We start from the raw sequence: 14,165 nt of genomic DNA, 5'->3' as shown, positions 1-14,165 counted from the left end.
AGGCCGTTCGCTCAGGCATCATGGGGGAGCCTCTGCAAGGTGGTAGCGCCGTATGGACGCACTGGCAATACCGAGGCTCCCGGCGCTGTAGTGGAGCGAATGTATTGCCACTCTCGATATGCCGGCATTGATCCTCGGTCGAGCAAGTAAGCACTGCCTCCCGCCGTTGCCGCCTATAACGTCGGTGCGTACTAGTTTACGGCGCCCACTTCGTTCGCCAACCCTGCTGTGACGCTGGCCAGGGCCGCGAGCGATACATTGGCAGGTATACGTTCGATAGATACGCCGGCGTTCATCGTGGCGCAACTGGTGGGCACCTTGGTGGCCGCTGCACTGTTCGGCTGGTTGCTACGCGGCAAGGTCGTGCCGCCGGTCTTGATGCCAATCACGAATAATGAGAACACGATCAGTTCACCGTACGGTTAGGCGTGCTGGCTGGTGTGGGCGACCTTGGCCACCTGTACCGGCTGGCTGGCCTGCGACTGGGTGGCACTGAACAGGGCGGCGGCGAAAAAAGCAGCCAGACCGATGACCAGGGCACCTTCGAACAGTTCGTTGATTTGGTTTTTCATGATTTTCCTCTCCGTGTGTCTGCTGCTTGTCGTGTTGCAGTGAGGTCATCATGAGGCAGCGCTGTCGACGCTTGTACCGGATTGCGACTGATTGCGTTGCGGGCGGCGCGGATCGCATTTTTACGGGATGAAATGCAGGGCAGGCAGCGACGAACTGCAGAAATGGACGACAAAAAGCCGGGCGCACAGTGCGCCCGGCTTTGCTTGTGTACCGCTTTCCCTGTGCCTACTGGAAGGCGTAGCTCACCGACAGATAGGCGGTGCGACCGCGGGGGTCGGTGTAGCTGGGGTCATAGGTGGCCAGGAAGTAGTACCCCTGGTTGGAGTAGGGCGGCTGCTTGTCGAACAGGTTCTGTACCCCGGCCCGTAGCTTGAGCTGCTTGTTGACCTTCCACGAACCCGACATATCCCACAGGGAGTAGGAGGCAACGTCCCGGGCGGGTAGCAACGCGTCGGTATTCGGGTTGAACGCGGTGTTGTGGTCGTGATAGCCAGAGTAGAAGGTATTGCCCAGGGTCAGGCCGACAGGACCATATTCCCAATCCAGCGAGGCACGATGACGCCAGCGCTGGATCACCTGGTCGTTGAGGAACAGGCCCAGATTGCTGCGGAAAGGTTCGGCTGAACCGAACTGGCGCTTGTATTCGAGTACGTAGGTGCCGCTGATACTGGCCGAGAATCGCCCGTAGTCGCTGCGGTTACCGCGATAGTTGGCTTCCAGGTCCAGGCCGGATGTCCTGAGCTCGCCCTGATTCTGCTTTTGCAGAAGGATATTGGTAATGAAGCCGTCGGCGTCCCGGGTCACCAGATTGCTGTAGCGGGTCGGGTTCTCCAGGATGATCTGCTCTGTCAGATCACTGATCACGTCCTTCTTGTCGATCGCCCAGTAGTCGACACTGAAGCTGGTGTTACGACTGGGCTCCAGCACGATACCGACCGAATACTGGCGCGATTTCTCCGGCTTCAGGTTGGGATTGCTGCGGCGCTCGACCCGCCATTGGTCTGTGCAGTCGGCCAGCGCATTGCCGGCGGCCACGCAGGCAGTATCGGTCAGGATGGACGAAGTGGTACCGAAAGAGGCCGGCCGGGTTAGCTCATTGATGGTAGGCGCGCGGAAGCCGGTGCCGATCGAGCCGCGAAGCAGCACTTCCTTCATTGGCTGCCAGCGCACGCCCAGCTTGGGATTGGTAGTACTGCCCACGCCGCTGTAGTTGTCGTGGCGCAAGGCCATCTGTACTTCCAGCGCCTTGCTGAAGGGGGCGTTCAACTCGGCGTAGAGGGCTTTCACATTGCGGCTGTTACTGCTGGCTACCAGCGTGTCGCCCGACGAACTGCGGTCACCCTGGATGTTGTTGCTGGTCAGCAGGGCCGACGGCGTGAAGTCCGTGGTCTCGCGACGCGCCTCCGCGCCGAGGGCGACGCCCAGGCTGCCGCCGTCGAGTTCGGCCAGCGTGCCGGTGACCTTGGCATCCAGCGTCGTGGTAACGCCATTGGACTTGCGCCCCTCATCCTGTACCCGAATACGGTTGATCAGGTCGCGGCCTGCTTGCGATGAAGCGCCGAAGGGATTGATCTTGCCGCTGACCACGCCTTCCACGAACTCCTTATAGAGGAAGTAACCGTCTTCCATTGCATCGGTGGTCTCATTGCTGGCTCGGTTCAGCGCGACGTTGTAGTCCCAATCCCTGACCGAGCCGTTGATGCCGGCGACAAAACGATCGGCATCACTGGTGACCTCATTGGTACGGTTGCCAGCTTCGGTCGCCCGCAGGCGTACCTCCACCGTGCCGGTGATGGGCAAGGGCTTGGCCAGGGAGCTGTTGACCGTGCTGACCGGTACGCCGGTAATCACGATGGGGTTGGGGCTGGCGACATAGCGGGTCTTGGTCTGGCTACGCAATGCTTCGGCGAACAGCTGGGTGCGCTCGTCGAGCTGGAATACCCCTCGTCCGAGGAAAGACAGCTTTTTCGATTCGGGATAGAGCTCGGTGTCCTGCATGTAGTCGAAGCTACAGGCTTGCGGCAGGTTGTCGGCTGCAAACACCGTGGCGGGTGGGTTGCACCCCGGCGCGTAAGGGTTGATGGTGCGTTCTGTAACCGTCTTGCCGCCGATCTGGTAGTTGGAGGCGGTCAGGGCATTGCGCTGGCTGCTGCTGAGGCGGAGGTTGGCCGGGAAAGTACGGCTCGACATATAGAAAGGCAGCGTGGTGGCCAGCGGACGGTCCTTGAGGAAGTCTCGCTCGGTAGAGCGCAAGCCACCGAGCTTCTGGGCGTCGAACACACCGAACACATTGAAACGGTCCTTGACGATATCGCCGTAGCCGCCACCGATGGACGCCGTCGTCTTGTCGGCGCCACCTTCCTGGGTACGCGCGGCATAGACGTAGATGTCGGCACCCTGGTAGTCCTTGCGGGTGATGAAGTTGATCACGCCGCCGATGGCGTCGGTGCCATAGATGGCCGAAGCGCCATCCTTGAGCACCTCGACGCGCTCGATCGCGCCGGCCGGGATGTTGTTGAGGTCGACGCCGGAGTTGTCGCCCGGGGAGGCGAAGTTGGCCATGCGGCGGCCGTTCAGCAGGATCAACGTGGACGACACGCCGATGCCGCGCAGATTGGCACCGTTGAAGCCGCGCTGGCCACCGGTATTGTCGGTGATGCTGGCGCCATCGGTCAGCTGGGCTGCATTGCCGCTGATGGTTTTCATGATCTCGGCCGCGGTGGTGGCGCCGGTCTTGGCGATGTCCTCGCGCTTGATGGTCTGTACCGGCAGGGCGCTTTCACCGGCGATACGCTTGATGCTGGAGCCGGTGATCTCGATGCGTTCCTTGCTGGCATCGGGGGCGGGTTCGTCTGCCATCACCGTCGGTGCCGCGAGGCTTAAGGCTAGGGCAATCGCATGGGCGCCGGGCGAGAGGCGGAAACATCCTGGGGCGGGGTGACGTTGCTGCTGACTGCGCTTGCTCATCAATACTCTCCTGGTCCGTGTGTTCGATCCCTGCGGAGCCGGTCTACGGGGATGACCCGGCGGGCGACGCATCGGGATTGAACTCTGGGCACAGTTGCCTTGCGGAGATAGCGGGGAGAGGGGCGCCAGTCGCAGCCAGAAAACATCTGGTCGCTTTCAAAGAAAATATTGTGGCGTGGGGCATACGCCGTTTTCGCAAAAGCGACATCGGCTTGTGGATGGTGGAATCCGTCACTGACACCCGTGGCGTTCAAGGGCGGAGGCTGCCAATATCTGCTGCAACACAATAAACGTCTGGCGCAGTCGGCGGCAGGCAGAGGGACAAGCCAGGTGTCGACCTTATTCCATCACTTGCAGCGTGTATTGCTGGCCAGCGTGCTGGCGGCAGCGGTTCTGGCCTCGGAGTCGGTGCAAGGCACGGCCCCCGTCGGTTATGCCGTACCCATCGGGGGTGCCCTCTCTTTCAACAATACCGCCGTGTGGCAGCGCCTGGTCGATCTGGCGGGCGGGCAGGGTAGTCGTTTTCTGGTGATTCCGGCCGCGGCGGGTAAACCGGAGCGTTCCGGCGCCCAGATCGCCGATGCGCTGACGCGTGCAGGTGCGGTGGCCGAGGTCCTGCCGGTAGCCCCAGGCTGGCCCGGGCGTGATGTCGCCACCGCGGTGCAGGACCCGGAACTGATCAACAAGGTACTGGCGGCCCAGGGCATCTACTTTGCCGGTGGGGCGCAGGAACGCATCGTCGACACCCTCTTGCCGGTAGGCAAGCCCAGCCCCTTGCTGGAAGCCATCTGGACAGTCTATCGCCGGGGCGGCGTGGTGGCTGGCAGTAGTGCCGGTGCCGCCATCATGAGCGCTTATATGTTCCGTGACGCACCGGACACACTGAAGGTGCTGCGGGGCGAGATGCGCGAAGGCAAGGAAGTGGATCGTGGCTTGGGCTTTGTCGGGCCGGACCTGTTTGTCGACCAGCATTTTCTCAAGCGCGGCCGTATCGGCCGTATCCTGCCCATGATGATCGCCAGGGGCTACAAGCTGGGCCTGGGGGTGGAGGAAAACTCCGCAGCCATCGTACATGGCGACGAGATCGAAGTGATCGGTGCCAAGGGTGTGCTGCTGGTCGACCTGTCCGATGCCACCCGGGATGCCACGCTGAAGGCGTTCAATATCAAGGGGGCGAAGCTGACCTACCTGGATCGTGGCGATCGCTACCATCTCAAGCGGCGTGAGTTGTTTCCTTCGGCCGAGAAGCTGGCCGATCTGCGTATCGACCCCAATGCCACGCCTTACAAGCCCTATTTCGATAACAACCCCTTCTATGCCGATATGCTCGGCGACAGCACCATCGTCAACGCGATGAGCAACCTGATCGACAATGTCCATCCCGAGGTTCACGGCCTGGTATTTGCCGGCGAGCCACGCAAGACCGACCCTCAGCCGGACCTGGGCTTTACCTTCCGGCTGTACAAGGGGCGCGACAGCCTGGGCTGGTATACCAGTCGCATGGGCGGGGAGGACTACACGGTGGCGAATATCTATCTCGATGTCACCCCGGTGCGCATGCAACGTCCGCTCTTCCGGGCGTGGTCGGAATAAAGGGCGGACAGATCCTGACCATGTGGGACCAAGCCCCGCCTTCGACCATGCAACGCTATGGTTTCCTGCTGTCCCCGGATTTTCCGCTGGGCGGCCTGAGTCCGGTGCTCGAGGTCCTGACCGCGGCCAACGAGTTGTTGGGGGAACCGCGCTACCGTACCGTCCTGCTGTCGCGTGATGGTGGGCCGGTGACCGCGGCGCAAGGCGTGCGTATCTCGGTCAATGACAATCTGCACAAAGGATTGGCGCTGGATGGCCTGTTCGTGATCAGCGGCCAGCCACCCGTTGCGGGCGAATTCGACACTGCCATGCTCGATATCCTGCGTACCTATGCCTCGCTGGGCTGCCTGCTGGTTGGCATAGGCTGCGGCGCCAGCATCCTGGCCAAGGCCGGGCTGTTGCGCGGCTATCGCGCCACCCAGCAGTGGACCTATCTCGACACACTCTCGGATGATCATCCGCAATGCATTGTCTCTGCCAACCTGTTTGAAATTGATCGTAACCGGCTGAGTTGCGGCAATACTGGTAGCGGCGACATGCTGCTGACCTGGTTGGGCCAACGTCACGGCAGCAAGTTGGTCAACGATATCGTCGCCCACCTGGGTCTGGAGCGCGTCCGGTCGGCAGACGAGCGGCCACAGGCCAACAACTCGGCACGGGCCAGTGGTGGCAGCGTCCATTTATCCGAGGCCCTGGCGCTGATGGAGGCCAACCTGGCCGAGCCGCTGGCAACCGAAGAAGTCGCCCGTCTGGTCGGCGTCTCGCGCCGGCAACTGGAGCGGCTGTTCAAGCAGCATCTCGACGAGTTGCCCTCTCGCTACTACCTGGGCCTGCGGCTCAAGCGCGCCCGCCGGTTGTTGCAGCAGAGCAGCCAATCCATCCTGCAGATTGGCCTTGCCTGCGGTTTTGCCTCCGGCCCGCATTTTTCCACCGCCTACCGTGCCCATTTTGGTCGCAGCCCACGCGATGAACGCACCGAGCGCGTTGCCTACTGGCGCGCCGAACCGACTTCCGCCGGAGAATGACTACCGTGAACCACAGCGGCTACCTGCTACGTCCCTCGACACCGGACGACCTGCCTGATCTGGAGCGCTTTGGCGCGGCCAGCGCCTTTGGTGTCAACTCCCTGCCGAGTGACCGGGAGCGCCTGCGACAGAAGTTGCTGCTGTCGCAGCAGTCCTTCCAGAATCGCGAAGACACCAGCGGCGAGGAGCGCTATCTGTTCGTACTGGAAGACCTCGCCAGCGGCCGCGTGATTGGCACCAGCGGCATTGCTGCGACGGCCGGCTTCAACGATCGCTTCTACAGCTATCGCAATGAGTACCTGGTACACACCAGTGAAGCGTTGGGCGAGGTGCACCGTCTGCATACCCTGCATCTGTGCCATGACCTCACCGCCTATTCCCTGCTGACTTCCTTCTATATCGAACCGGAATACGAACACACGTTGGCGCCGCAACTCTTGTCCCGGGCCCGCTTGCTGTTCATCGCCGAATTCGCCGAACGGTTTTCCGACCGTATCGCGGCCGAAAGCCCGGGCCTTTGCGACGAGTTGGGTCACTGTCCGTTCTGGGATGCGGTCGGACGACGTTTCTTCAATATGGACTACCCGCAGATCGAGCAATTATGTGGTGGCCGCAGCAAATCCTTCATCGCCGATCTGATGCCCCACTCTCCGATCTATGTGCCGCTTTTGCCGGAGGCGGCGCAATGGTCGCTCGGGCAGCTGCACCCCGATGCCGAGCTGCCGTTCTCCATCCTGCTTGACGAGGGGTTCGAGGCCGAGACCTATCTCGATATCTTCGACGGCGGCCCCATTGTCGAGTCGCGTATTGCCTTGCTCAAGACGGTCCGCGAAGGTTGCCGTACCCGCGCCTTGCCGGGTCAGGCGGTCGGTGTCGGCACCCCGCATCTGGTGACCAATGCCGGGCTGGAGAGCTTTCGAGCCACCATCGCCCCCGCGCTGTTGACGGCCGACGGCCTGACCCTGCCGGAGGCCGCCAGCAAATTGCTGAATATCGGTACCGGTGCCGTCATTCGTACTGCACCCCTGACGAAGGGCTGATCCTATGCACACTCTGGACCCGGCTGAACTGACTACCCGCGCCGCCGAGCCGGCGGATCTGGATGCGATTGCCGCGCTGCGAGCCGATTTCGCCGCGCTTGCCGGCGAATCGACGTCGCATCACGGCCTTGATGGAGGCGGCTTGCTGGTCACCGTGGCTGCAGGCCGGATCACGCCCCTGGCCTGCCTGCGTATCACTACCGTGGCCGGCTTGCAGTCACCGCGCTTTTCCTACCATGTGGGCACGGTGGTTCATGCGGCCAGTGAACTGGGCCTGTTCGAGCGGCAGCACACCCTGCTGCTGGGTAATGACCATACCGGCTATTCCGAACTGGGCGATATCGCCTGGGATAAAAAGGCGCTTTCACCCGGCGAGCAAGCCTGCGTACTGCAGCACTTGCTGGATACGGCGTTGCAACTCATCGCCGATCACCGGGCCGACTATGCCAGCCATGTGATGGTCGAACTAGCCGGCATGCGGGATCCCGCCGGACAGGCGGTGTTCTGGCAAGGCATGGGCAAGCAGTTCTGCCGTCACGATATCCGCGAGGTACGCCAGCGCTTCGGTGATCGCTGGCATCCGCATGTGGCGTCCTTGCTGCCCAAGCATGCGATCTATACCTCTTTCCTGGCCCATGCGACCCAGCGCTGCATTGCCCAGGCCGCCCCGGAGCTACGCCTGCTGCAGAACGCGCTGGTCGAGTCCGGCCTGAGTTACGGCCATCACATCCGTATCGACGATGCCGGGCCGATCTTCGAAGCAGAGATCGACATGCTGCCGACCGTGCGCAAGGTCCGGGCGGGCAAGGTTGTCACGGATGACGCAGCTTGAGACGGAACGACGTCAATCGGTCGGCAGGGTCACCAGCAGGCGGCCCCGGATCTGGTTATCCAGCAGCGTATGCGCGGCCTCGATCACGCCGCTCAAGGGGATATTGCGGGTAATGGCAGCAAGCTTGCCGTGATCGAGTTCCGAGGCCAGCCGGCGCCAGGCGGCATTGCGCCGAGGCATGGGGCAGAGGACGGAATCGATGCCCAGCAGCCGTACGCCTCGCAGGATGAAGGGGGCTACACTGCCCGGAAAATCCATGCCCTGGGCAAGGCCGCAGGCGGCTACCGCCCCGCCGTACTGGGTCTGCGCCAGGGCATTGGCCAGCGTATGCGAACCGACCGAGTCGATGACCCCTGCCCAGCGCTCTCTTTGCAATGGCTTGCCGGGCTCGCTCAGACGGTGGCGATCGATCACTTCATTGGCACCCAGGCTGCGCAGGTAGTCGATCTCCGCCTGCTTGCCGGTCGAGGCGACGACGCGATAGCCGGCGCTGCTGAGCAGGGAGATGGCAAAGCTGCCTACGCCACCGCTCGCGCCGGTAACCAGAATCTCGCCTTGCCCAGGTGGTACGCCAGCATCCTGCAGTGCCATCACGCACAGCATGGCGGTATAGCCGGCGGTGCCGATGCTCATGGCCTGGGCGGCGGTCAGGGCGGGCGGTAGCGGTTGCAACCACTCGCCCGGCAACTGCATCTGCTGGCTCAGACAGCCCCAATGCAACTCGCCCGCACCCCAGCCATTGAGGATGATGGGGTCGCCTACGCCCCAACGCGGATCGTCGCTGCGCGTGACGACCCCCGCGCCGTCGATACCGGGCACCATCGGCCAGGCACGGACAACCGGGCTGCGATGGGTGATGGCCAGGGCATCCTTGTAGTTGAGCGTGGAATGGCTGATCGCGACCCGTACCGTGCCGCTGGCCTGGGGATAGTCGGCGAATGCCTGCTCGTCGAGTTCGCGCAGCTCGGTAATGCTGGCGTCGCCGTCCTTCTCCAGCCAGATGGCCTTGAAACCCATGATGCTCTCCTGCCTGTAAGCCGTGATTGGTCGGGCCAGGCCGGCCAGTATGGGCCGATGGTCCCTGGTCGCAAGGGGTGGATTATTCTTTGGCTTGCCAAGCGGACGATCGCCAGTAGAATCCGCCCAGCGGTTCATGCCGTTGGTATTCCTGCCACAGCCCTGCCTTTACCTTTTGCGACTGAAGTTCAATTCCTGGTTCTCTCTTCGTCCTGACCCGCATGCTTGTCCGATTGTTCCCTCTATCCCTGTATGCCGCCTTCGCCTTGTTGCTGGCAGGCCCGGCCGTGGCGGATGAACCGGCACCATTGCCTTCCTTGCGCGTCACCAGCGATGAATGGTGCCCCATGATCTGCCGGCAGGTACCCGGTGGCGGGTTCGGCATGGCGCTTGCCAGGATGATCGCGCAGGAAGGCGGGTGGCGCGTGCAGTTCGATTCCATGCCGCTTACCCGTGGCCGTGCCTATGTGGAACAGGGCCAGTACGACATGCTGCCGCTGGTGACTCGTCTCGATGGCCTGGCCGGAGTAGAGCCGGTATTTCACCTGCGTGCCTGCTTCTATACCCTGGAAGGCCAGCGCTGGCACTACACCGGCCCCGCGGCGTTGGCGGATATCCGCCTGGGCCGGGAGCTGGGGTACGAGTCGGTGGCGCGGGCGGGCACGCCGTTGGCCCTGGCGCTGGATCGCATGAAGCAGGAGGGGCGGCTGGATCTGGTCGGCGGCCCCGAGCCAGGCAAGCTCAATCTGCAGAAGTTGCTCAATGGCCGGGTGGATGCGGTCCTGGTCGAGCGCAACAATATGCGCTGGCTTGCGGACCAGGCAGGGGTACACATCAGGGAGGCGGGCTGTTTGTCCGGCCGCTTCGCGCACTATTACGCATTCTCTCCCGCTTATCCGGCAGAAAAGCTGCAGCGTTGGCAGGCGGCGCAACGCAAGGTACTTGCCAGCAAGGCGTATCTGGCTTTGCAGCGTCGTTACGGGGTGGTGCTGGAGTAGCGCGGGGCGGGTTGCCTAGTCGAGCCGGCAGGCCGGCAGCTGCTTCAAGACATCCCGGGAAAATCGGCACAGCTGCAGCCAGTATTGCTCGGTGAACCCGGCATAGTCGCGATAGAAGGATCGACTGGCGGGCGAGTAGTAGTCCAGCCGCATGACGGGTGGGCTCAGTTTATGCAGGCCAGGTGCCGGATTGGCCTGGAAGTAGGGGTCGGCGAGCAGGGAGGTTTCCAGGATCAGCGGAACGCGGCCGTTGATCAGCTTGCGATAGTTGCTGACGTTGTCCGGGGCCAGATCGACGCGCCAGCCGTGGTTTTCTGCAATAGCGGCGGGCATCTGGCCACGCGCGACACCAACGGTCACATTTTTCAGGTTTGGCTTCTGGCTATTCCAATCGATACCTGTTTCGGTGGTCGTATAGAACGAGATATCCGCCTGGGCAACATACAGCAGGCGCCCGCCTGCATTGCCCGGGTAAGCATGTTTCTGCTCCCGTTCGGGGGTGGCAGCCACGCCAATCAGAATGTCTAGATCTCCACTCGTCAAGGCCATGTCCAGTCGCACTGCGGGCTGCCGGGTGAGCGAGATGCGGGGCGAGCAGCCGGTTGCGGCGACGGCACGCAGCGCCCACTCCACAACCAGTCCCGGCGGCTTTGCCACCGCTCCTCTGCCCAGGATGAAGGGTTCGGCAGGCGTATCCAGATAAGCCATGCGAATTCGCGCAGGGCAATCGACCGACCAGGCGCAGATAGAGGCCGTCGCCATCAGGAAATAAAGGGTGCCGGTCGGTAAAAAATGAGAAAAGGGCATGTAGGAACCGTACCGATGGAACTCTCACCATTAAAGGCGCTGGCAGGCACAGGGGCAAACCGTATCTGCCGCAAGTGGTGCAATAGCCCGATGCTGGTCTCTGGCGGTGCAGCGCACACATGTGTTGCTGACCGCCAACATCTGGAAACGGTTTGTTGCAAGACAATCAATATAATATTGCGCGCCCCTTGTTCATATCCCAAGATCATATTTGTAATTTTGCTGTAAACCTTGCGATTGCCTGTCAGAGATCCTGGCATCAAGGCTGATCGTATCGCCGTACAAAAGGTGCTGGAAAGCAGCCTGTAGGGTGTGTTCCGGCATCTTCTTCGCATATCGAACTGGGGAGATTCCGTAATGAAAGTGAAGCAACTTGCCTATGCAATCAGCTTGATCGGGATTGCTGGCGCAACGCATGTTTACGCAGAAGATCAGCCGCAGAAGTCAGAACGCATCGAAATTACCGGTACCAGCATCAAGCGCCTCGCAAAAGAAGGTGCCTTGCCTGTCACCACGATCACCAAGGAAGACATCCAGCGTACTGGCGCGACAACCGCACAGGACCTGGTCAACCTCATACCTGCCAACTTCGGTGGCACGACCGTCTCCAATAACGTGGGTTATCCCGGCGCGGCATCCACCGCCAACCTGCGCAGTCTCGGTTCCAAGTACACCCTGGTCCTGCTCAATGGCCGTCGTGTTGCCGACTTCGCCTTCGGCAACTCAGTCATTGACCTCAATACCATTCCGCTGGCCGTCATTGAACGCGTGGAAGTGCTGCGTGACGGCGCTTCCGCCATCTATGGTGCCGATGCCGTGGCCGGCGTGATCAACTTCATCACGAAGAAGGACTTTACCGGTCTGGAGGCAGCGACCTACCAGACGGATGTCGACAAGGGCGGTGGTAACGTCCGTACCTATACCGTGACCGGCGGCTGGGGCAATCTGGCCGAAGATCGCTTCAATGCCTTTGTCAGCGTCTACCACGAAGAAGATCAGCGCCTGAAGGCGGTTGACCGCGACTTTGCCGCAACGGGTTTCCGTCCCGACCTGGGCGCCGATCAGTTCTCTTCCCGTAACGGTATTCCCAACCTGAACTTCACCGATACCCGTGGCAATGAATACAGTGGCCTTAACCCATACCGCTACAAGGGTTGTGACGCGCCAGCCTTTGCCTTGCACGAGATCGGTGATCCGGCCGCTTGTGGCACCGACTATGTGAAATTCATCGATATCATGCCAAAGGCCCAACACGACAACGTGGTGGGGCGCTTTGTGTTTGCACTGGATTCCGAGAACCAGATCTACCTTGATGCCATGCATGTGCACGACAAGGTCACCTCGTTCTACTCGCCTGCACCCTATACCATCGCCAACGCCTCGCTGCCTAATACCAGCAAGTGGTATCCCGGTCAGTCGACCAGCACCTTCCCGAATGGCATCACGATTCCCAAGGGCTACACCTTGCCGGCAGGCTATGTCATGCCGGACGGTACCGTACTGGGGGCAGATACCGTGCTTGGCCAGGACATGACCGTCATGCCGGACGGTAGCAGGGTAGGCGGCCGCTGGCGTACCGTGGCCGGTGGTGGCCGAGCTGATATCGTTGACCAGAAGACCGACCGTTTCGTGATTGGTGCCAAAGGCACGATTGCCGAGTGGGACTACGACACCGGTATCAGTTATTCCAAGTACAAGGGTGTGATCTCCTTCGGTGCCGGTCAGTACTCCTACGCCAAACTCACGCCACTAGTGAACTCGGGCGTGATCAACCTGCTGGGACCGCAGGATGCCGCCGGCCTTGCAGCCCTGGCCAGTGCTGAGTTGCATGGGCCGGAAAACTCGGGCGTATCCAAGTCTACCGAGGCGGATTTCCGTGTTTCCAAGGAACTGACCCAATTGTCTTACGGCCCGCTGGGCTTTGCAGTTGGCGGCTCCTATCGCAAGGAAAAGCTTGATCAGCATTCCGAGGACGTGCTGGCGACAGGCGACCTGGTTGGCGGCAATGGCCCGGTACCATCCGTCTCGGGTGCCCGTGATGTCTACGCCATCTTCTCGGAGGCCTCGGTTCCGCTGTACAAGGATCTGGAAATGCAGCTGGCTGCCCGCTGGGACAGCTACCAGAACGACTTCAAGGGCGCAGCCACCGACAATTCCTTCAAGCGCTTGAGCCCCAAGATCGGGCTGCGTTATCAGGCCAGCAAGGAATTGCTGGTACGCAGTTCCTTTGCCAAGGGTTTCCGCGCACCGACCCTGTTCGAGAACCTGCGGCCGTTCACTGAAGGGGGAAATACCTCGGGCAGCTACAGCGATCCTATCCGTTGTAATGCCGACGGTACGCCCAAGAACATCCCGACGAGCCCGGTAGGTGCGCTGCAGGATGAATGCCGTATCCAGCAGACGACTGCCACCAAGGGCGAGGCGAACCTGAATCCTGAGAAGTCGACGCAGTACTCTCTGGGTTTCGTATTTGCACCGACCAGCAATTTCTCAGGTTCGGTCGACTACTGGCATGTGAAGGTCAAGGACGCGATTGTTGCCCAATCGGAAATCCAGGTATTCGGCGATCCAGCCAAATATCAGGATCGTTTTGTGCGCTACGATCCGGCGGTCTATCCCAATGGCTATAGCCTGGACGGTGGTTTGGCCGGCTTGACTGGCTCGGCACCGGGCCTGTACCCAGGCAGCACCAATCCGCTGTTCCCGATTGCCTACGTCTATCTGCCTTACCTCAATACCGCCAACAAGATCGCTGCGGGTCTGGACCTGAACCTCAATTACAAGGTGAAGGCCGGTGAGTGGGGGCAGTTTGGCCTGATGCTGGATGGCACCTACTTCACCAAGCATAGCTATCAGTACACCGGAACGACTGCGACCAGCGATGCCGGTGCTTATGGTGACTTTGGTGCGGCACCGCGCTGGCGTCATACGCTGACAGGGACCTGGGCGAAGGGCGTATGGGGTGGCTCGGTGACGCAGAACTTCACTGCCGGCTACCGGGACTTTATCGACGGTACGCAAAAGGATAACCCGAGCTACCAGAAGGATCGCCGAGTCGCCAGCAATACGACCGTCGATATCTTGGGTACCTGGCGTGGGATCAAGAATCTGGATCTGGCCCTGGGTGTGAAGAACCTGTTTGACCGTGAACCGCCATCGTCACGGACGACCCAGAACTTCCAGTTCGGTTACGACGCGACGCTGACCGATCCACGCGGCCGTATCTTCTATCTCACCGCCAAGTACAAATTCCTCTAAAGCGGAAAGCGCAGGTCGGCAACGCTGGCTGATCTGCTTGCCCATCAGGCTCGTC

General features: G+C 61.3%; 11 protein-coding genes. 7 read left to right on the top strand and 4 right to left on the bottom strand.

Annotated features, from left to right (window positions below; all coding sequences use genetic code 11):
* Positions 1-228 precede the first annotated feature (228 nt).
* Positions 229-426: a hypothetical protein gene (locus ACYVHK_RS14070; protein WP_460533133.1), complete on the top strand. Its 198-nt coding sequence runs from the start codon at positions 229-231 to the stop codon at positions 424-426.
* On the opposite strand, the gene ACYVHK_RS14065 is transcribed toward ACYVHK_RS14070, so the two are convergent.
* Together ACYVHK_RS14065 and ACYVHK_RS14060 are read right to left on the bottom strand one after the other, a co-directional pair.
* Positions 423-572 (bottom strand): hypothetical protein, encoded by a 150-nt coding sequence (locus tag ACYVHK_RS14065; protein ID WP_460533130.1) that lies wholly within the window; start codon positions 570-572, stop codon positions 423-425. The two genes, ACYVHK_RS14070 and ACYVHK_RS14065, sit on opposite strands and share 4 nt — an antisense overlap.
* A 226-nt stretch (positions 573-798) precedes the next feature.
* A complete protein-coding gene (locus ACYVHK_RS14060; RefSeq protein ID WP_460533126.1) occupies positions 799-3,540 on the bottom strand; it encodes a TonB-dependent receptor in 2,742 nt (913 codons plus the stop codon).
* Positions 3,541-3,870: 330 nt separating this feature from the next.
* Between ACYVHK_RS14060 and ACYVHK_RS14055 the strand changes: the two genes are divergently transcribed.
* Genes ACYVHK_RS14055 through ACYVHK_RS14040 form a run of 4 tightly spaced genes read left to right on the top strand, consistent with a single transcriptional unit; the run spans position 3,871 to position 8,030 of the window.
* Positions 3,871-5,133 carry a cyanophycinase gene (locus ACYVHK_RS14055; RefSeq protein WP_460533124.1) on the top strand — a complete coding sequence of 421 codons (1,263 nt, stop codon included), beginning with the start codon at positions 3,871-3,873 and terminating at the stop codon, positions 5,131-5,133.
* A 20-nt stretch (positions 5,134-5,153) separates the two neighbouring features.
* Positions 5,154-6,158 carry a GlxA family transcriptional regulator gene (locus tag ACYVHK_RS14050; RefSeq protein WP_460533121.1) on the top strand — a complete coding sequence of 335 codons (1,005 nt, stop codon included), beginning with the start codon at positions 5,154-5,156 and terminating at the stop codon, positions 6,156-6,158.
* 5 nt (positions 6,159-6,163) lie between these two features.
* Positions 6,164-7,198: an arginine N-succinyltransferase gene (locus ACYVHK_RS14045; protein WP_460533118.1), complete on the top strand. Its 1,035-nt coding sequence runs from the start codon at positions 6,164-6,166 to the stop codon at positions 7,196-7,198.
* A gap of 4 nt (positions 7,199-7,202) precedes the next feature.
* A complete protein-coding gene (locus ACYVHK_RS14040; protein ID WP_460533115.1) occupies positions 7,203-8,030 on the top strand; it encodes an arginine N-succinyltransferase in 828 nt (275 codons plus the stop codon).
* A gap of 12 nt (positions 8,031-8,042) precedes the next feature.
* Here ACYVHK_RS14040 and acuI read toward each other — a convergent pair whose 3' ends face one another.
* The gene (acuI, locus tag ACYVHK_RS14035; RefSeq protein ID WP_460533112.1) at positions 8,043-9,047 is read right to left on the bottom strand and encodes an MDR family oxidoreductase; all 1,005 of its coding nucleotides are present in this window, start codon (positions 9,045-9,047) and stop codon (positions 8,043-8,045) included.
* Between the two features lie 221 nt (positions 9,048-9,268).
* Between acuI and ACYVHK_RS14030 the strand changes: the two genes are divergently transcribed.
* Positions 9,269-10,045 (top strand): substrate-binding periplasmic protein, encoded by a 777-nt coding sequence (locus ACYVHK_RS14030; RefSeq protein ID WP_460533109.1) that lies wholly within the window; start codon positions 9,269-9,271, stop codon positions 10,043-10,045.
* A 15-nt stretch (positions 10,046-10,060) separates the two neighbouring features.
* On the opposite strand, the gene ACYVHK_RS14025 is transcribed toward ACYVHK_RS14030, so the two are convergent.
* On the bottom strand, positions 10,061-10,753 hold the full coding sequence (locus ACYVHK_RS14025; RefSeq protein WP_460533106.1) for a substrate-binding periplasmic protein: 693 nt from the start codon (positions 10,751-10,753) through the stop codon (positions 10,061-10,063).
* Positions 10,754-11,209: 456 nt separating this feature from the next.
* Here ACYVHK_RS14025 and ACYVHK_RS14020 point away from each other — a divergent pair, with 456 nt between their 5' ends.
* Positions 11,210-14,110, top strand: a complete 2,901-nt coding sequence (locus tag ACYVHK_RS14020; protein ID WP_460533103.1) for a TonB-dependent receptor — start codon at positions 11,210-11,212, stop codon at positions 14,108-14,110.
* The last annotated feature ends 55 nt before the right edge of the window (positions 14,111-14,165 follow it).

It is taken from the genome of Chitinimonas naiadis (assembly GCF_054780835.1).
The sequence above is the reverse complement of the archived record's forward strand: the minus strand, read 5'-3'. Positions and strand labels throughout refer to the sequence as shown.